Origin of the sequence: Modestobacter sp. VKM Ac-2986, from assembly GCF_026967795.1 — a bacterium.
Lineage (GTDB): Bacteria > Actinomycetota > Actinomycetes > Mycobacteriales > Geodermatophilaceae > Modestobacter.
Genome location: NZ_JAPVBH010000001.1, coordinates 402203 through 420080, shown reverse-complemented (window position 1 = coordinate 420080; position 17878 = coordinate 402203). Strand labels below are relative to the sequence as shown.

The 17878-nt window shown below is 75.8% G+C and carries 19 protein-coding genes; 10 read left to right on the top strand and 9 right to left on the bottom strand.

Translation table 11 applies throughout. From position 1 onward, the window contains the following. Positions 1 to 38: 38 nt before the first annotated feature. The 3 genes from O2W14_RS01960 to O2W14_RS01950 are packed head-to-tail and all read left to right on the top strand — an operon-like array spanning position 39 to position 1943. Positions 39 to 872: an alpha/beta fold hydrolase gene (locus tag O2W14_RS01960; RefSeq protein ID WP_269174407.1), complete on the top strand. Its 834-nt coding sequence runs from the start codon at positions 39 to 41 to the stop codon at positions 870 to 872. After that, on the top strand, positions 865 to 1485 hold the full coding sequence (locus O2W14_RS01955) for a TetR/AcrR family transcriptional regulator (protein ID WP_269174406.1): 621 nt from the start codon (positions 865 to 867) through the stop codon (positions 1483 to 1485). The genes O2W14_RS01960 and O2W14_RS01955 overlap by 8 nt, the downstream gene beginning before the upstream one ends. Then, complete coding sequence (locus O2W14_RS01950) at positions 1482 to 1943, top strand: DUF4260 domain-containing protein (RefSeq protein ID WP_269174405.1); 462 nt, start codon at positions 1482 to 1484, stop codon at positions 1941 to 1943. The genes O2W14_RS01955 and O2W14_RS01950 overlap by 4 nt, the downstream gene beginning before the upstream one ends. Positions 1944 to 1985: 42 nt before the next feature. Here O2W14_RS01950 and O2W14_RS01945 read toward each other — a convergent pair whose 3' ends face one another. Further along, positions 1986 to 2948: a GlxA family transcriptional regulator gene (locus O2W14_RS01945; RefSeq protein WP_269174404.1), complete on the bottom strand. Its 963-nt coding sequence runs from the start codon at positions 2946 to 2948 to the stop codon at positions 1986 to 1988. Between the two features lie 114 nt (positions 2949 to 3062). Between O2W14_RS01945 and O2W14_RS01940 the strand changes: the two genes are divergently transcribed. Then, positions 3063 to 3689: an isochorismatase family protein gene (locus tag O2W14_RS01940; protein ID WP_269174403.1), complete on the top strand. Its 627-nt coding sequence runs from the start codon at positions 3063 to 3065 to the stop codon at positions 3687 to 3689. A gap of 126 nt (positions 3690 to 3815) precedes the next feature. Here the strand turns inward: O2W14_RS01940 and aztD are convergent, their stop codons facing one another. Genes aztD through aztB form a run of 4 tightly spaced genes read right to left on the bottom strand, consistent with a single transcriptional unit; the run spans position 3816 to position 8093 of the window. Next, on the bottom strand, positions 3816 to 5066 hold the full coding sequence (aztD, locus tag O2W14_RS01935; RefSeq protein ID WP_269174402.1) for a zinc metallochaperone AztD: 1251 nt from the start codon (positions 5064 to 5066) through the stop codon (positions 3816 to 3818). 43 nt (positions 5067 to 5109) lie between these two features. Next, a complete protein-coding gene (gene aztC / locus O2W14_RS01930; RefSeq protein WP_269174401.1) occupies positions 5110 to 6018 on the bottom strand; it encodes a zinc ABC transporter substrate-binding protein AztC in 909 nt (302 codons plus the stop codon). Continuing rightward, complete coding sequence (locus O2W14_RS01925) at positions 6015 to 7244, bottom strand: hypothetical protein (RefSeq protein ID WP_269174400.1); 1230 nt, start codon at positions 7242 to 7244, stop codon at positions 6015 to 6017. Before O2W14_RS01925 ends, aztC begins: the two co-directional genes overlap by 4 nt. A gap of 33 nt (positions 7245 to 7277) precedes the next feature. After that, complete coding sequence (aztB, locus tag O2W14_RS01920) at positions 7278 to 8093, bottom strand: zinc ABC transporter permease AztB (protein ID WP_269174399.1); 816 nt, start codon at positions 8091 to 8093, stop codon at positions 7278 to 7280. A gap of 50 nt (positions 8094 to 8143) precedes the next feature. Here aztB and aztA point away from each other — a divergent pair, with 50 nt between their 5' ends. Both aztA and O2W14_RS01910 read left to right on the top strand, forming a co-directional pair. After that, positions 8144 to 8821 (top strand): zinc ABC transporter ATP-binding protein AztA, encoded by a 678-nt coding sequence (gene aztA, locus O2W14_RS01915; protein WP_269174398.1) that lies wholly within the window; start codon positions 8144 to 8146, stop codon positions 8819 to 8821. Between the two features lie 99 nt (positions 8822 to 8920). Continuing rightward, complete coding sequence (locus tag O2W14_RS01910; protein ID WP_269174397.1) at positions 8921 to 9370, top strand: FAD-dependent oxidoreductase; 450 nt, start codon at positions 8921 to 8923, stop codon at positions 9368 to 9370. Here O2W14_RS01910 and O2W14_RS01905 read toward each other — a convergent pair. After that, the gene (locus O2W14_RS01905; RefSeq protein WP_269174396.1) at positions 9367 to 10659 is read right to left on the bottom strand and encodes an amidohydrolase family protein; all 1293 of its coding nucleotides are present in this window, start codon (positions 10657 to 10659) and stop codon (positions 9367 to 9369) included. The two genes, O2W14_RS01910 and O2W14_RS01905, sit on opposite strands and share 4 nt — an antisense overlap. A gap of 72 nt (positions 10660 to 10731) precedes the next feature. Here O2W14_RS01905 and O2W14_RS01900 point away from each other — a divergent pair, with 72 nt between their 5' ends. From O2W14_RS01900 to O2W14_RS01890, 3 genes are read left to right on the top strand one after another with little or no spacing between them, the layout of a single operon-like run. Further along, positions 10732 to 11415 (top strand): DedA family protein, encoded by a 684-nt coding sequence (locus O2W14_RS01900; RefSeq protein WP_269174395.1) that lies wholly within the window; start codon positions 10732 to 10734, stop codon positions 11413 to 11415. Then, positions 11412 to 12092 (top strand): HAD family hydrolase, encoded by a 681-nt coding sequence (locus O2W14_RS01895; protein ID WP_269174394.1) that lies wholly within the window; start codon positions 11412 to 11414, stop codon positions 12090 to 12092. The genes O2W14_RS01900 and O2W14_RS01895 overlap by 4 nt, the downstream gene beginning before the upstream one ends. Beyond that, on the top strand, positions 12089 to 12697 hold the full coding sequence (locus O2W14_RS01890; RefSeq protein WP_269174393.1) for an alpha/beta hydrolase family protein: 609 nt from the start codon (positions 12089 to 12091) through the stop codon (positions 12695 to 12697). The genes O2W14_RS01895 and O2W14_RS01890 overlap by 4 nt, the downstream gene beginning before the upstream one ends. Positions 12698 to 12745: 48 nt before the next feature. On the opposite strand, the gene O2W14_RS01885 is transcribed toward O2W14_RS01890, so the two are convergent. Then, complete coding sequence (locus O2W14_RS01885) at positions 12746 to 14215, bottom strand: SRPBCC family protein (RefSeq protein ID WP_269174392.1); 1470 nt, start codon at positions 14213 to 14215, stop codon at positions 12746 to 12748. A gap of 167 nt (positions 14216 to 14382) precedes the next feature. After that, positions 14383 to 15537 (bottom strand): MFS transporter, encoded by a 1155-nt coding sequence (locus O2W14_RS01880; RefSeq protein ID WP_269174391.1) that lies wholly within the window; start codon positions 15535 to 15537, stop codon positions 14383 to 14385. 210 nt (positions 15538 to 15747) lie between these two features. On the opposite strand from O2W14_RS01880, the gene O2W14_RS01875 reads away from it, so the two are divergent. Then, positions 15748 to 16527: a hypothetical protein gene (locus O2W14_RS01875; RefSeq protein WP_269174390.1), complete on the top strand. Its 780-nt coding sequence runs from the start codon at positions 15748 to 15750 to the stop codon at positions 16525 to 16527. Between the two features lie 16 nt (positions 16528 to 16543). On the opposite strand, the gene O2W14_RS01870 is transcribed toward O2W14_RS01875, so the two are convergent. Next, the gene (locus tag O2W14_RS01870; protein WP_269174389.1) at positions 16544 to 17848 is read right to left on the bottom strand and encodes a multidrug effflux MFS transporter; all 1305 of its coding nucleotides are present in this window, start codon (positions 17846 to 17848) and stop codon (positions 16544 to 16546) included. Positions 17849 to 17878: the final 30 nt, after the last annotated feature.

The following is a 17878-nucleotide window of genomic DNA, read 5'->3' as shown; positions in this document are numbered from 1 at the left end:
CAGTGAGCCACTGCGGCACCGGATGCCTGGAGGCAGACATGACCGAGTACCTGACCGTCGACGGCGGCACCCTCGCCTACGAGGTGACCGGCACGACCGGGCAGCTCCTCGTGCTCGCCCACGGCATGGGCGACAGCCGGGAGGCCTACCGCTCCCTCACCCCCGCCCTGGTCGAGGCCGGCTACCGGGTCGCCGCGGTGGACCTGCGCGGGTGCGGGGAGTCCAGCGCCGAGTGGGCGTCCTACTCCCGCACCGCCATCGCCGGCGACCTGCTCGCCCTGGTGCGCCACCTGGGCGGCCCGGCCGTGCTGGTCGGTCACTCCATCGCCGGCGGGGCGGTCACCATCGCCGCGGCCACGGCGCCGGAGCTGGTCACCGCGGTGGTCGAGCTGGCGCCGTTCACGCGCAAGCAGTCGATGAGCCTGGGCGACCTGCGGGTGGCCTCCTACCGCCGCGGCATGGTGCACCTGCTCGGCGCCACGGTGTTCGGCAGCGCCGCCCAGTGGACCAAGTACCTCGACGTCGCCCACCCCGGCACCAAGCCCGCCGACTGGGACACCCGCACGGCCCGGATCACCGCGATGCTCGCCGAGCCGGGCCGGATGAAGGCGCTGCAGGCGATGGGCAAGACCCCGCCGGTGGACGCCGGGGCGCAGCTGGGCAACGTCCGCTGTCCGGTCCTGGTGGTGCAGGGCAGTGCCGACTGCGACTGGGTCTCCCCGCAGGCCGAGGGCGAGGCGATCGTCGCCGACCTGCCCACCGGCCTGGGCCGGCTGGAGATGGTCGAGGGCGCCGGGCACTACCCGCACGTCCAGGCCCCGGCCCGGGTGGCCACCGCGATGCTGACCTTCCTGGCCGGCGCGCGTGCCTAGGGCCGGACTCGGCACGGCCGCGGTCGTCGCGGCCGGCGCCGACCTCGCCGACGAGGTCGGCTTCGCCGGCCTCACCATGGGCCGGCTGGCCGAGCGGCTCGGCGTGCGCACCCCCTCGCTCTACAAGCACGTCGCGAGCCAGGAGGACCTCAACCGCCGGATCGCCGCCCTCGCACTGGACGAGGCCGCGGTCGCGATCGGTGCGGCCGTCCAGGGCCGGGCGGGCCGGGACGCGCTGCGAGGGGCGGCCCGGGCGCTGCGCGACTTCGTGCTGGCCCACCCCGGCCGGTACGCCGCCACCATCGGCCTGGACCTGACCAGCCCCGACGACCCGGTCGCCCTCGCCGCGGCACGGAGCCTGGCGCCCTTCAGCGCTGTGCTGCGCGGCTACGACATCGCCCCGGGCGACGCGACCCACGCCCTGCGCGCGCTGCGCAGCATCTTCCACGGCTTCGCCACCATCGAGGCCGGCGGCGGCTTCCAGTGGGGCACCGCGACCGACGAGAGCTTCGACTGGCTCGTCGACCTCGTCGACCTGGGCCTGCGTGCCCGGCCCGCTCAGCAGACCCCGCCCACCCCCGCCCCGACCGCACACCGTGGAGCACCGTCGTGACCAGCACCCTGTCCGCCACCCCGACCGCCCCCGCCGCGACCGCTCCCACCGTGACCACGGCTCCGGGCGTGGTGACCGGCCAGCCCCGCGTCTGGCTGCAGGCCGAGGGGCTGGCCCTCGCCGTGGCCGCGCTCGTCGTCCACGGCACCACCGGCACCTCCTGGCGGCTGGTCCCGGCGCTGTTCCTCGTGCCCGACCTCGCCGCGTTCGGCCACCTCGCCGGCGACCGGGTGGGCGCGTGGACCTACGACCTGGCGCACACCGCCCCGCTGCCGGTGGCCCTGCTGGTCGCGGGCCTGGCCTGGGACGTCACCGGGCTCACCGTCGCCGGCGCCGTGGGTCTGTTCCACCTCGGCCTGGACCGCGCGCTGGGCTACGGCGTGAAGTACGACTCCGGCTCCGGGCACACCCACCTGGGCAGCAAGGGGCCCGGCCACTCCCGAGCACAGCACCGCTGACCCCCGCGCACGGACCGGCGGGGGGTGCGGGAGCCCGCCGGGTCAGGCCCCGCCGGACGGGGAGCGGGTGCTGAACTGGCGCCGGTAGTCCGACGGCGACGTGCGGAAGGCCGCCGCGAAGGCCTGGCGCAGGGTCACCGGGCTGCCGAAGCCGCACGCGGTCGCGACGTGGTCGACCGGGGCGTCCGTGGTCTCCAGCAGCCGGCGGGCCAGGTCCAGGCGACGCGACCGGACCCAGACCGCCGGCGTCGTGCCGGTCGAGGCCTGGAAGGCGCGGATGAACGTGCGACGGCTCATGTGGGCCGCCGCGGCCAGCTCGGCCACGGTCAGCGAGCCGTCCAGGCGGGTGAGCGCCCACGCCTGGACGTCGGCGATCGGGTCCTGCTCCGCCGAGGCCGGCAGCGGCCGCTCGATGTACTGCGCCTGCCCGCCCAGCCGGTGGGGCGCCACGACCAGGCTGCGGGCGACGCGGTTGGCGGCGTCCGCACCCAGCCGGACCCGCACCAGGTGCAGGCAGGCGTCGAGGCCCGAGGCGGTGCCCGCCGAGGTGAGGACGTCCCCGTGGTCGATGTAGAGCACGGCGGTGTCGAGGGCGACGTCGGGATGCCGGTCGGCCATCGCGCCGAAGGCCGCCCAGTGGGTCACGGCACTCCGCCCGGACAGCAGCCCCGCGTCGGCGACCGCGAGGGCGCCCAGGCAGAGCCCGGCGACGGTCGCGCCCCGCGCATGGCCGGCGCGGAGCACGTCCTGCAGCGCCGGGGTGGCGGGGCGACCGTCGGCTGACCACGAGGGGACGACGACGACGTCGGCGTCCTCGGCGGCGGCCGGTCCGGCGACGTCCCCGATCCGGTGGCCCTCCGCCGTCCGGATGCTGCCGGGCCGGTCGCCGAACAGGACGGTCTCCCACGCACCCAGCCCCTGCCGGCGCACCTCGTCGAACACCATCTGGGGCACCGCGAGGTGGAACATCGTCACGCCGTCGAAGGCGTGGATGGCGATCCGCACGGCACTCCCTCCGGTTGGCACAGTCCCATCGCAAGTGTGCCCCTGTGCCGATGTCCCGGATCCTGCGACGAGCGCAGAGTGGGGCCGTCCCCACCGCCGTCCCCAGGAGACCCCATGACCTCCCCCCGCCGCGCCCTCGTCGTCATCGACGTCCAGCAGCAGTACTTCTCCGGCCCGCTCGAGATCGAGTACCCGCCGCACGCGGAGTCCCTGCCCCGGATCGCCGCGGCCCTCGACGCAGCGGACCGGGCCGAGGTCCCGGTGGCCGTGCTCCAGCACACCGCCGGCGAGGGGGCGCCGGTGTTCGACCCGACGACGCCGGAGTGGCAGCTGCACCCCGAGGTCGCGCAGCGCGTGCAGCCCGGGTCGTTCCACGCGGAGAAGCAGTACGGCACGGTCTTCGCCGGGACCGGACTGCTGGACTGGCTGCGGGAGCGGGACGTCGACACGCTCACCCTGGTCGGCTACATGACCAACAACTGCGTGCTCGCCTCCGCCGCCGAGGCCGAGACGCACGGGCTGGCCGTCGAGGTGCTCTCCGACGCCACCGGCGCGATCGGCCTGTCCAACGAGGCCGGCTCGGTCGACGCCCGCACGGTGCACACCACCCTGCTGGCCCTGCTGCACTCGAACTGGGCCGCCGTCACCGACACCGCAGGGTGGACGCAGGCGGTCGAGGCCGGGACCACGCTGCCCGGGTCGAACCTGGTCGTCTCCGCCACCCAGGCCGCCGCCGGCTGACGCCCGGCGGCCACCGCACGCGAGCAGGTCCCCCGCTCCGGCCTCGCGCCTGCCCGCCGCACGGTGCGGCGGGCAGGCGGTCGGACCCGCCCCGAGGGGCCGGGGCGTGCCGCGGCCCGGTGGGAGTCAGCCCGCGACGACGGCCAGCTCGTTGGGCGTGGCGTCCAGCTCGACGGAGGCGACGACCTCGCCGGTGGCCAGGTCGAGGGCGTGGACGGCGTCGGCGGCCGGCTCGGTCACGTAGGCCATGCCGTCGTGGACCTTGATCGCCGGGTGCGGGTCCTGCCACTCGGCCGGCCCCTCCCACGGGTCGATGACCGGGTGGCTGGCCAGCAGCGCCCCGCTCGTCTCGTCCATGACGTGCACGGCGCCGTCGGTGCCCAGGAGCACGGCGTCGTCCTGCGGCCCGCGGGCCAGGTCCCGGAACGTGTACTGGACACCCTCGGGCAGCGGCACGACCTGCAGCCGGTCGGCCGCGGTGTCGATCAGGGTGACCGCCGACAGCAGCGACCCCTCCGCGTCCGGGTCGCTGCGGTAGTCGCCGAGGGCGACCGGGGAGGTCTCGGTGGTGAAGACGTTGCCGGTGCGGCCGAACTCGTCGGGGGCGTCGAGCTTGGTGAACTCCCCGTCGTAGACCAGCACGCCGTCCTCGCAGCCGAAGACGGCGACCTCACCGGCGACCGTGCCCTCGCCGTGGACGCCCGGGCAGTTCTCGGCGCGGGCGGTCTCCTGGCCGGCGGGGTCGAGCACCCGGACACCGGTGCGCCCGTCCTCGGTCCCGAGGGTGGTGAGCAGCGTGCCGTCCTCGAGCTCGATGGCCACGCCGTGGTGGGCCGCCTCGGACTCCCACGAGCGGGTCTCCGGCAGGCCCTCGGAGTCCAGCAGGGCGGCGGTCTCGAAGGAGGTGATGTCCCCGGTGCCGTCGGCGAAGAGGATCGTGCGGTCGCCGTGGACGACGACGTGCCCGGCCTTGGCGGCGGTGAAGACGTCGTCGGTCAGCTCCGGGCCGCCCGCGTAGGAGGTCCCACCGTCGGTCCACACCCCGGCGTCGAGGACCTGGAAGCCCTGCTCGGTGGTGACCAGGGCGTGCCGGCCGTCACCGGCGGCGTTGACCCGGGTGAACCCCTCGATCGGCAGGTCGCCGACCACCTCGAGGGTGGCCGCGTCGAGGACGAGCAGGCCCCCGTCGTAGGTGAGGGTGAGCCGCGGCTGGGCGGCGGGGACCTCGGCGGCGGCCTCGGACACCGCAGCCGCGGACGGCGCGGCGGACGGCGTGCCGGCGGCAGCGGAGGAGTCGGAGGAGCAACCGGTCAGGAGCAGGGCGGCGACGCCGACACCTGCCACCCCGACCGGGAAGGACGTGCGTGAGCTGGTCATGCCGGACACCTTATCTAGAACGATTGTCATGTTCATGGGTGGGTCAGCGGAGCCCGGCGACGATGTCCTCGGTGTTCGACCGCATCATCGCCAGGTACGTCTCCGCCCCCTCCCCGGGCCCGGACAGCGACTCGGTGAACAGCGGGGTGACGGCGACGTCGACCGCGGCCTGCTCGGCCAGCACCTGCGCCAGGCGGTCCGGCTGGGAGGAGTCGACGAAGATCGTCCGCACCCCGGCCTCGCGGACGCTGGTCGCCAGCTCGGCCAGGTCACTGGCGCTGGGCGCGGCCAGCGTCGTCCCGCTGGGCACGACCGCCCCGACCACGGTGAAGCCGAAGCGGTCGGCCAGGTAGCCGAAGACGTGGTGGTTGGTCACCAGGTCGCGGCGGTCCGCGGGCACCTGGGCCAGCTGGTCGGCCATCCAGGCGTCCAGCTCCGCCAGCTGCCCCTGGTAGTCCGCGACGTCGGCGGCCAGCACGTCGGCGTCCAGTCCGTCGACGTGCTCGGCGAGGGCGTCGGCGAGCACGCCGGTGACCGTGGCCATCCGCGCCGGGTCGGTCCAGAAGTGCGGGTCGACCCCGGAGGCGTCCTCGCTCACCCACTGCAGGGGCTCGATCGCCGCGCCGGCCTCCACGACCGGGACCCCGTCGGCGCGGGCGGCGTCGACCTGCGTGGCCAGCCCCTCCTCCAGACCGAGCCCGTTGGAGACCACGAGGTCGGCACTGCGCAGCCGCGCCGCGTCCTGGGCCGACACCTCGAAGGAGTGCGGGTCCGCCCCGCGCGGCATCAGGGTCACCACCTCCGCCTGCTCCCCCACCAGCTCCCCGACCACGTCGCCGAGGACGTCGGTGGTCACCACCACCAGCGGCCGGTCCGTGGCGCCGGCGCCACAGCCGGTGAGCGCGCCGGCGGCGACCAGCAGGGCGGCAGCCCCGCCCAGCCCGCGCCTCATCGGCCGGTCTCGGCGACGAAGGCCGGGGTGACGGCGGTCGGCAGGGTGCGGGCGATGCGGGCGCCGTCGGCGTAGTCGATCTCGTGCACCACCCGCGCCGAGGGCACGTTGACGTAGGCCCGGTCGGCGTCGACCTCGACCGTCATCGCGGCCAGGTCCTCCGGTGCGGCGGCCAGCACGTCGGTGGTGGCGGTGACGCCGGTCGCCGGATCGACGACCAGCACCCGGCCGGCGTCGTCGAGGGCGACGACGCGGTCCTCGCCGTCGTCGACGGCAACGGCGTGCAGGAGCGGTGACGGGGTGCGGACCAGCTGCCAGCTGCGGGCCCGGGTGTCCAGCAGCCACAGCCCACGGTCCCCGGACACGGCGGCCACGGTGGGGCGACCGGGTCGCTGGGCGAACGAGGTGGCCCGGTCGGCGGGGTCGACCGGCTCGGGGTAGGGCAGCGTCTCGAACACGACCTGCCCGTCGGCCTCGGTGGCCAGCACCGCACCGTCGGCGCAGGAGACCACCACCCCGACCCGGGTGCTCGCCCCGCCCTGCACGTCCGGGCACGGGACCTGCGCACCCGCGATCGGCTGCCCGGTGGCGTCGAGCGCGAGCACCTGGTCCCCGGTGCTGCTGACCAGGGAGCTCCCGAGTGGGAGGAGCACCCCGTCGTGGGGCGTCGCCGTGGTGCTCGCGGTCTGCGCCACCTCGCCCTGCCCCAGGGCGAGCCGGTCCAGGACGACGCCCGCGCCGGCGTCCGGGGAGAAGAGGGTGGTCACCTGCTCCGAAGAGCCCACCCGCACCTCACCGGCCCACTCCAGCGTGCCCACCACCCGCGGCTCGGCCCGGTAGTAGTGGGTGTGGTCGCCGTGGTCGACGGTCCAGGTGCCGGAGTCGACGACGGTGAGCGTCCCGGCGGGCTCGGAGGCGGCGAACAGGAAGCGTCCGTCGCTGACCACCGAGGCGGTGGGGCCCACCGTCCCCAGCGGGACGTCCTCACCGGTCAGCAGGTCCAGGCTGGAGGCCGCACCGGCCCGGTCGAGGTAGCTGATCCGCAGTTGCGCCTCGGTGAGCTCCTCGGCGCCGGCCACGAACCCGTGGACGGTCTCCGTCCCCGCGGGGACGGCCGCCTCGTCGGCGGCGGGGTCGCCCGAGGCGCACCCGGCGCTGAGCAGGGCCAGGGCGAGCGCGGGCGCGAGACGGCTCGCGCGCCGGGGGGCGCGGTCGGTGCGGGACACGGGGGATCTCCAGAGGTCGAGGACGGAGGTGGTTCAGCGGGGGACGGCGGCCCGCACGGCGACCGACACCGCGACCAGCGCGACGGAGCAGCCGGCGATCGAGGCGCCGCCGGCGGTGCTCGCGTGCCAGGACAGCAGCAGGCCGGCGACCACGGCGGTGACGCCGAAGGCCGCGCCCAGGGCCATCGTGGAGGGGACGCGGTGGGTCCACTGCCGCGCCGCCGCGGCCGGGGCCAGCAGCAGCGCCACCACGAGCAGGGACCCCAGCGCCTGGAACGAGGCGACGATCGCCGCGGTCACCAGCAGCCCGAGGACGACGTTCGCCACGTCGGGGCGCAGCCCCAGCGTCGTGGCCGTCCGCCGGTCGAAGGCCAGGGCGACGAAGGCGCGGTGGGAGACCGCGCACACGGCGAGGATGAGCAGCAGGGCGACCGCGAGCGTGGTCAGCTCGCCGGTCTGGATGGCCAGGACGTCGCCGAAGAGGATGGCGGTGAGGTCGGTGGCGAAGGACCGGGACCGGGAGACGATCACGACGCCCAGCGACAGCATGCCGACGAACAGCAGGCCGGTGGCGGTGTCCGAGGACAGTCGTGTCCGGCGGGCCACGACGCCCACCCCGACGCTCATCACCCCGGCGCTGGCCGCCGCCCCCACCAGCAGCGGCCAGCCGGCCAGGGCCGCCACCGCCACCCCGGGCAGCATCCCGTGGGCCACGGCCTCGCCCAGGAACGCCATCCCGCGGACGACCACCCAGGTGCCGACCACCGCGCAGATGACCGCGGCCAGACTCCCCCCGAGCAGCGCGCGCTGCAGGAAGGGGAGCGCGAAGGGGTCGGTCAGCCAGGCCACGTCCAGGGACCCTACCTGCTAGTGATTCTCACTATCGATAGTGTGGGTGGGTGGACTTCCCGACCGTGCGGCTCGAGCAGCTGACCGTCCGACGCGGCGCGGTCCTGGCCCTGGACGGGGTGGACGCGGTGTTCCCGGCCGCCGCGGTGACGGTGCTCGTGGGCCCCAACGGGTCGGGGAAGTCGACGCTGCTCGACGTCCTCGCCGGCGCCCTCCCCGCGACGTCGGGGCAGGTCCTCGGGCTGCGGCAGCTGACCGTCGCCTACGTGCCGCAGCACAGCGCCGTCACCCCGGACCTGCCGATCACCGTCGCCGAGACCGTCGCCATGGGCCGGTGGCGCGAGCGCGGGCTGCTGGGGCGGCTGCGGGCCGGCGACCGGGCCGTCGTCGACCGGTGCGTCGAGGTGATGGGCCTGCAGGACCTGCGCACGGCGCCGCTGACCCGGCTGTCCGGCGGGCAGCGCCAGCGGGCCCTGGTCGCCCAGGGCCTCGCCGCCCGTGCCGACGTCCTGCTCGTGGACGAGCCCACCGCCGGCGTCGACGAGGCCACCCGGCGCGCCCTCCTGGACGCGCTGGACGCCGAGGCCGCACGCGGCGCGGTGGTCGTGCACGCCACCCACGACGAGCCCGCCGTGGCCCGGGCCGACCACCGGCTGGCGCTGCGGGACGGGCGGGTCGAGGACCACCGGGGCGCACCCACGGCCGGTGGCCGACCTCCTCGGTGGTGACGGGGGACCTGCCCGCCGACGGTGACGTCCGACCTCCGGAGCGCCTGGCGTCGGCGGGGTGAGCGCACCCGCAGACTCCTCGTCCGTCCCGAGCGCCCGGTGAGCCGCGAGACGGGCGTCTGGGACCTGCTCGTCGTCGGCGGGGGCACCGCCGGCATCGTCGCGTCCACCACCGCGGCCTCGCTCGGTGCCCGCGTCCTGCTGGTCGAACGGGAGCGCACCGGCGGCGACTGCCTGCACACCGGCTGCGTGCCGTCGAAGGCGCTGCTCGCCTCGGCGACCGCAGCGGCCGACGCCCGCGGCGCCGCCCGGCTCGGGGTCGACGTCAGCGGCGTGGAGGTCGACTTCGCCCGGGTCATGCTCCGCGTGGAACGGGCCCTTCGACGGCGGCGGCTCCTGGCCGGACCTCGGGACGACGTCCCAGCTCTGCGACGGCTGGGTCACCGTCGTCCTCGGCGACCACCTCCACGCCTGGGCGACCGGGGACGTCCCCACCGCCGGCTGACGGAGTCCCAGCGCGCCAGAAGTGAGCCGCTGGGACTCCACTAGCGGCCGGCGAGGCGCATCGCGCGGGTCTGGACGTCGGCGCGCAGCGCGGCCTCGTCGACCGTGGTGCTCACGCCGTCGGCCACGACCTGCCGGCCGGCCACCCAGGTGTCGCGCACGTGCCGGCTGCCCACCGACCACACCAGGTGGGTGAGCAGGTCGGTGACCTCCCCGACGGGGACGAACGCGATGTCATCGGTGTCGACGTGCACCAGGTCCGCGCGCCGCCCGGCGGTCAGCTGACCGAGGTCCGGCCGGCCGATCGCGTCGGCCGCGGCGCCGGTGGCCAGCCAGAACGCCTCTGGGGCGGTGAGCGCCATGGCGTCCCGCTCACGCAGCCGGGCCAGCTGGGCGGCCAGCCGCAGGTCCTCGAACAGGTCCAGGTTGTCGTTGGACGCCGGGCCGTCGGTGCCGATCCCGACCCGGATGCCCAGGTCCAGCATGTCCCGCAGCCGGGCGGTGCCGCTGGCCAGCTTGGTGTTGCTGCCCGGGCAGTGCGCCACCGCGACGTCGTACTCCCGCCACAGCTCCAGGTCGCCGTCGTCCATGTGCACGCAGTGCGCGCCGAGCACCCGCCCGCCCAGGACGTCGTGGCTGGCCAGCAGCTGCGGCACGCTCAGGCCGTGGGTGGCCAGCAGGTCGGCGCCCTCGCCGGTGGTCTCGGCGACGTGGACGGTCAGCAGCAGGTCGTGCGCACGGGCGGCCTCGGCGGCCTGGGTCAGCACCGGCAGCGGCACCGTGTACGCCGAGTGCGGGCCGATGCCGAACTCGACCTGCGCGTCCGAGGCGGCGGCCAGCCGGACGGCGGTGTCCAGCTGCTCGTCGAAGGTGCCGAAGCCGGGCAGCCCGATCAGTGGGTTGGCGACCACCGCCCGGGCGCCGGTGGCCCGCAGCGCCGCGGCGATCTGCTCGGGGTGGAAGTACATCTCCACGCTGGTGGTGACGCCGTGCCGGAGCATCTCCGCCGACGCCGCGGTCATCGCGACCTCGACGTCGTCGGGGGTGAGCCTCGCCTCACGCGGCCACATCACCTCGCGCAGCCAGCGGTCCAGCGGCAGGCCCTCGCCCTGGCCGCGGAACAGCACCATCGGGGAGTGCGCGTGGGTGTTCACCATGCCCGGCACCAGGACGCCGGACAGCGCGGTGACCTCGGCGTCTGCGGCCTCCGGGGCCTCCGCGGCGGGGCCGACCCAGCGGATGACGCCGTCGTCCACGTCGAGCACGGCGTCGGGCACGACGGTGCCGGCGCGGTCCCCGACCACGACGGCGCGGGCGGTGAATCGCTGCACCATGGCGCGCACCCTACGGTCGCCCCCCGGCGCGGGGCCGGACGGCGCACAGGAGTCGCCGATACCGTGTGGCCCATGTCCGTCCTCGCCGCTGCCGCATCCGACGAAGGCGGGATCACCGGCTTCCTGCTCGACCTCGTCGAGAAGCTGGGTGCGCCCGGCGTCGGCCTCACCATCCTGATCGAGACGGTCATCCCGCCGATCCCCAGCGAGGCGGTGCTCGGCGCGGCCGGGGTGCTGATCAACGACGGCCGGCTGAACGTGGTGCCGGTGGTCCTGTTCGCCACGCTCGGCTCGGTGGTCGGGGCCCTGGTCCTCTACTGGATCGGCCGCGCCCTCGGCCCGCGCCGCTCGCACGCCTTCCTCGACCGGCTGCCGCTGGTCGAGACCGCCGACGTCGACAAGACCTTCGCCTGGTTCGAGAAGCACGGCCGGTCGGCGGTGTTCTTCGGCCGGATGGTGCCCATCGTGCGCAGCTTCGTGTCGGTGCCCGCCGGGGTGGTGAAGATGCCGCTGCCGCAGTTCCTGCTGTTCACCACCGCCGGGTCGCTGATCTGGAACAGCGTGCTGATCGGGCTGGGCGTGGCGGCCGGCGACTTCGTCCAGGCGAACCTGCACTACCTCGACTACGCCGTCGTGGCCGCGGTCGTGGCCTTCGTGGGCTGGTTCTTCTACCGCAAGTTCAGCGGCCGGATGGACCGGCCGGCCAAGGCCGGTGCCCACCTGCCCGCCGACCCGCGGGACGACGAGACCCGGTGACCGGCGGCCGCACCCGTCCCGCGGTCGTCGCCTTCGACGTCAACGAGACCCTGCTCGACCTGGCCCCCGTCGGCGCGGCGCTGGTCGAGCAGGGCGCGCCGTCCGACGTCCTGCCCGTGGTCTTCGCCCGCACGCTGGCGACCGGGTTCGCCGGCGCGGCGACGGACACCTGGTTCCCGTTCCGCGCCGCCTTCGAGTCCTCCGTCGCCCAGGTCACCGGTCTGCCGGGCGCGGCCTGCGCGGCCGTGGCCGACTCGTTCATGGAGCTCTCGCCGCACCCGGACGTCGAGCCCGCGCTGCGTCGGCTCGTGGGTGCGGGCGTACGGGTCGTGACCCTGAGCCACGGGGCGCCCGGCGTCGCCGAGGCCGGGCTGACCCGCGGCGGCGTGGCCGTGCTGGTCGAGCAGATGCTGACCTCGGAGTCGATCCGGGCGTGGAAGCCCGCCCGCGAGGCCTACCTGTGGGCGGCCGGGGTCTGCGGTGTCGCAGCCGAGCAGATGGCCCTGGTGGCCGCGCACTCGTGGGACGTGGCGGGCGCCCGGCGTGCCGGGCTCACCACCGGCTTCACCTCGGGGCGGTCGGAGCGGGTGTTCGCCGACGTCCTCGGCGCCCCGGACGTGCAGGGCGCCACCCTGGTCGAGGTCGTCGACGCGCTGCTGGCCCTCCCGCCCCGGTGAGGGTGGTCGACACCCCGCTGGGCCCCGCGCACGTGCACCGGCACGAGCCGGACGACGGGGTGCGCGGCACGCTCGTGCTCGGCGGCGGCGCGGGTGGGGGCGTGGACGCCGCCGACCTGGTCGCGGTGGCCGGGGCCGGCTGCGCGGTGGGCTGGCGGGTGCTGCGGGTCGAGCAGCCCTGGCGGGTCGCCGGGAAGCGGATCGCCCCGGCCCCGGCCCGGCTCGACGAGGGCTGGACGGCGGTGCTCGCCACCCTCCGGGACGACGCCGCGCTGACCGGGCCGCTGGTGCTCGGTGGCCGCAGCGCCGGCGCCCGGGTGGCCTGCCGGACGGCGTCGGCGGAGGGGGCGTCCGGCGTGCTGGCACTGGCGTTCCCGCTGCACCCACCGGGCCGGCCGGACAAGAGCCGCGCCGCCGAGCTCGCGCTGGCCGGCGTCCCGCTGCTGGTGGTGCAAGGCGCGACCGACGCGTTCGGCGGCCCGGACGAGGTCACCGCCGTGCTGCCCGCGGGCGGCCGGGTGCACGCCGTCGCGGGGGACCACTCGCTGAAGAAGGACGTCGCCGCCGTGGCGACCGCCGCCGCCGACTGGCTCAGCACGCTCTAGTGGAGTCCCAGCGCATCGTCTTCCGAGCGCTGGGACTCCCTCAGCACCTCAGCGCTTGCGGCGGCGCAGCACCAGGGCGAGGAGCAGGGCCAGCAGGCCCGCGCCGGCCGCCGGGGCGGCGTACCGGGAGAGCGCCGAGACGTCGCTGGCCTGCAGCCGGTCGATCGGCTTGGGGTCCACCTCGGACAGCGGACGGCGCGGGGAGTCCGGCGCACCCTTGGCCGGGCCACCGCCGGCGGGCCGGTTCGGCGGGGCGGTGGTGCCGGTCGGCGGCTTGCTCGGCGCCTTGCGCGGGGTGACCGGGGCGTTGACCGGAGCAGTGCCGCTCGCCGCCGGAGCGGTGCTGCTCGCCGCCGGAGCGGTGCTGCTCGCCGCCGGAGCGGTGCTGCTGGCCGCAGGGGCGGCGTTGGCCGCCGGAGCGGTGTCGCCGGCCGCCGGAGCGGTGCTGCTCGCCGCCGGGGCAGTGCTCGCCGCCGGGGAAGCGCTGACCGCCGGAGCCGTGTCGCCGGCCGCGGGCGCGCCGCTGCCTGCCGGGGTGGGGCTCTCGGCCGGCAGCGTGATGGCCTGCGTCGCCGGGTCGTCGGTCGCCGGGGAGTCGGCCGGCGGGACGCTGGCCGCGATCGGCGTGGTGGCCGGGCCGGCCACCGCCGGGACGACCGGCTGGGTGCCCGTGCTGGTCGGGCCACCGGCGGGGGCGTTCTTGCGCGGTGGGGTGAGCGGGTCGGGCAGCGTGCCGGCGGCCTTGGCCGGTGCTGCCTTCTTCGCGGGTGCCGCCTTGGCGGGCGCGGCCTTGGCCGGCTTGGCCGGGGTGGCCTTCTTCGCCGGGGCGGTCGCGTCCTGCTCGGCGGCGGCGGCCTTGTCGGCCGCCGCGCCGGCGACCTTCTTCGCCGCGGCGCCGGCCTTCTTGGCCGGCCCGCCGGCCGGGGTGTCGCCTGCAGATCCCTCGATCGACATCGCTGCCTCCTCCACCACTCCTGCGGTCGTCGCCGCCACCTTGGCCACCGCGGCGGTGGCCTTCTCCGCGATCGTCGGCTCCGCCGAGCTCGCGGCTGCCGGCTCCGTCGTGCCCGCGTCACCGGCGGCGATCTGGGTCGCGAGCCTGTCGGCGAACTGGTTGAGCATCTTGCCCGCGACGTCGGTCATCACGCCGCGGCCGAACTGGGCCGGGCGGCCGGTGATGGTCAGGTCGCTGGAGACGTCGGCGCGGGTGCTGCCGCCCTCGGCGGTCAGGGTGACCGTCACCGTCGCCGAGGCGGTGCCGTTGCCCCGCTGGTCCTTGCCGCGGGCGCCGAGGACGACGCGGTGCGCCGACTCGTCGGCCTCCACGACCGTGAGCTTGCCCTGGTAGGTGAGGTTGATCGGGCCGAGCTTGACCTTGATCCGGCCGCTGGACTCCGGGCCCTCGACCGAGTCGAGGTCGGCGCCGGGCAGGCACGGCAGGCTGCGCTCGGGGACCCTCAGCGCCCGCCACGCCTCGTCGATCGGCACGGGCAGGGTGAAGGTGTTCTCGAGCTGCACTGCGGGACCTCCGTGGACGGGCGGCGACGGGGGCGGGACGGCGATGTCGACCGGCGCCCCTACATCCGACCATGCCCGGGACCGCGGCGCAGTCGCGGGCCCGACGGCGCGCCGCAGCAGCTGCCCCGGTGGTGTGACGGACCGGTCCGGTCCCACCCTGGGAGGGGTCAGCCGGCGGCGGGGGTCCGGTGCCGCAGCCGCGCCGAGGCGGCCAGGAACACCAGACCCAGCGCGGCGAGCCCGACCCCGACGGCGCTGGGCGCCCGGTAGCCCAGGCCGGCGGCGATGACCAGTCCGCCCAGCCAGGCGCCCAGGGCGTTGGCGGCGTTGAGCGCGGAGTGGTTCAGCGCGGCGCCCAGCATCTGCGCGTCGCCGGCGACCTCCATCAGCCGCAGCTGGAGCAGCACGACCATCGTGGAGGCCGCGGCCGCGACGGCGAACACGGTGACGGTCAGCGCGACGATGTCACCCGCGGCCAGCACCATCACCCCGAGCAGCAGCCCGACGGCGACGGTGGCCCCGACCAGCGAGCGGAACAGCGCCCGGTCGGCGAGCCGGCCGCCCAGCGCCGTCCCCAGGACGCCACCGAGACCGAAGGCCAGCAGCACCACCGGGACGAAGCCCGCCGACGTGCCGGCCTCGTCGGTGACGGTGGGGGCGATGTAGCTGTACATGGCGAACATGCCACCGAAGCCGACCGTGGCCACCAGCAGCGTCAGGACCACCTGCGGACGGCGCAGTGCGCCCAGCTCGGAGCGGATCGTCGCCTCCGACCGCCCCGGGATCGACGGGACGACCGCGAGCACCGCGACCACCGACAGCGCGCCCACCACGACCACGGCCCAGTAGGCCGACCGCCAGCCCAGGTGCTGCCCCAGCCAGGTCGCCGCGGGCACGCCGGCCACGTTCGCCGACGCCAAGCCGAGCATCACCGAGCTGACCGCGCGGCCGCGCTGGTGCGCCGGCACGAGCGAGGCGGCGATCAGTGAGGCCACGCCGAAGTAGGCGCCGTGCGGCAGGCCGGCCACGAACCGGGCCAGCACCAGGCTGGTGTAGCCGGGGGCCACGGCGCTGAGGGTGTTGCCGGCGACGAAGGCGGCCATGAGGCCGATGGCCAGCGACCGGCGCGGCAGCCGGGCGCCGAGCGCGGCGATCGTCGGTGCGCCGACGACCACGCCGAGGGCGTAGGCGGAGATGAAGTGCCCGGCCGAGGGGATGCTCGCCTGCACGCCGTCGGCGATGTCGGGCAGCAGGCCCATCGTCACGAACTCGGTCGTGCCGATCGCGAACCCGCCGAGGGCCAGCGCGACGATCGCCAGCACCGCCGTCCGGGTCGCGGGGAGGGGCGGGGCCTGCGTCGTCGCGACGGGAGGGGCTGCACTCACAGCAGGGGCCAAGACGCGGCCCGGCGACGACATTCCCGTCGTCAGGGGACGACGTCCTCCTCATCCGGTGATGACGTTCCCGGTTGGGCAACAGCTCCGGCCCCGACGTGCCGATCATCCCCGGAGGACCACAGACAGGAGCTCTCCATGGCGGCACAGCGGCGTCCGGCCCCGGCGACGGGCACCCGCCCGGCAGCACGCAGGACCACGCGGCCGGCGGCCCGCCGCCGTGCGCAGCGCCGTCCGGGCAGTGCCGTCGGCTGGCTGGCCCCGGTGCTGCTGGTGAGCGCGGTCGCGGTGGTCGCCGGCGTCCAGGTGGCCCCGGTCGTGGTCGAGCTGACCGCCTCGGGCACCGAGGTGACCAACGGCGTCGCCCGCGAGACCCTGCTGACCACCACGCTGCCGGACACGAGCATCGCGATGTCGGGCACCGGGCAGGCCGGCTTGGGCGGTGAGGAGGTCTCCGCGGTGGCCGCGCAGGGCGCGCGCAGCAGCCGTTTCGCCGTCCCGCAGCCGCCCCGGCCGGTCGGCATCACGATGCCGACCGACGTCTCCTACGGGATCGTGCCGGGGTACACGCAGCGGCCCGACGCCTGCGGCAGCTCGACCACGCCCCGGCGGATCGTGCCCAACGCGGTGGCGGGTGCGGGGTCGGCGACGGTCACGTGGCTGGCCGACGCGCGCGAGGAGGTGCTGTCCTACCGGGTCTCGGCGGTCAGCCAGGAGCTGGTCGAGGGCGAGCAGGCCGGCCCGGTGCCGGTGGTGGTCGCCAAGCCCGGCACCTGCTCGGAGCTGGCCGCCACCATCCCCGGTCTCGTCCCGGGCGACGCGTACGTGATCTGGATGGAGGAGGAGGTGCGCTCCCCCTCCACCGGGGTGGCGCGGATGGTGCACGTGGGCACCTCCGACCCGGTCGTCATCGGCTGACGACCGGGCCGGGAGGTCAGTGCGCGACGACCGCGGCGCTCTCGGCGTCCGGCTCCTCGAGCTGCCACGGCCGGACGACGACGACCAGGACGGCGATGGCGAGCACCAGCGAGCCGACGATCACCGTGCCCATGGCCACCGCGTCGTTGCCGAGCAGGCCGACCAGCGGGGAGACCGCAGCGCCCACGCCGAACTGGACCGCGCCGAGCAGCGCCGCGGCGGTGCCGGCCTTGTCACCGTGCCGGGACAGCGCGAGCGCCGGGGCGTTGGGCAGGGCCAGGCCGACGGCGAACAGCACCGCCCACAGCGGGACGGCGACACCGAACAGGCCGCCGGTGTCGGTGAGGGCCAGCAGCAGCAGCGCACCGCCGGCCAGGGCACCGGCGACCGTGCCGGCGACCAGGATCTTGGCGGTGGAGAACCAGCGCAGCAGCACCGGGTTGAGCTGGGTGGCGGCGATCAGCCAGATGGCGCCGGCGCCGAAGAGCAGGCCGAACTGCTGCTCGTCGAGGCCGAACTCGTCCTGGTAGACGAAGGAGGAGCCCGACACGTAGGCGAACAGGCCGGCCATGGTCAGGCCGGCGACGAGCACCAGGCCGACGTAGGCCCGGTCGTGGAACAGCGAGCCGTAGCTGCGCAGCGTGCCGGCGACGCCGTTGCTGCTGCGGCGCTCGGGCGGCAGGGTCTCGCGGACGGCGAAGAAGCCCATGGCGATCAGCAGCACGCCGTAGACCGCCAGCAGGCCGAACACCCCGCGCCATGAGGTGAAGCGCAGGACCTCCCCGCCGATGGTGGGGGCCAGCACCGGCGCGACACCGAGCACCAGGAACAGCCGGGACAGCATCGTGGCCGCGGCCCGGCCGTCGAACAGGTCACGGACGACGGCGATCGCGATGACCGCACCGGCCGCGGCACCGGCGCCCTGGAGCACGCGCAGCAGGCCGAGGACGGCGACGTTCGGGGCGACGAGCACCAGCAGCGAGGCCAGGACGTGCAGCGACGTCCCGATCAGCAGCGGGGTGCGGCGGCCGTGGCGGTCCGACAGCGGGCCGAGCACCAGCTGGCCGAGCGCGAGCCCGACCAGGGTGCCGGTGAGGGTGAGCTGGACCGCCGAGGAGGTGGTCTCCAGCTCGTCGGTGATCGTCGGCAGCGCCGGCAGGTACATGTCGATGGTCAGCGGGCCGAGCGCGACGAAGGCGCCCAGCGTCAGCGCCGTCCGGGCGGTCTTCGGCTTCTCGGCCTTCGGCGACGGCAGCCCGTCGAGCTCTGCCTTCGTGACCGGCCGGGCGGCTGATCGCGTGTTGTCCTGCGTGGTGGTCACGGGGTCCCCTCATCGGTGCAGTGCGCACGC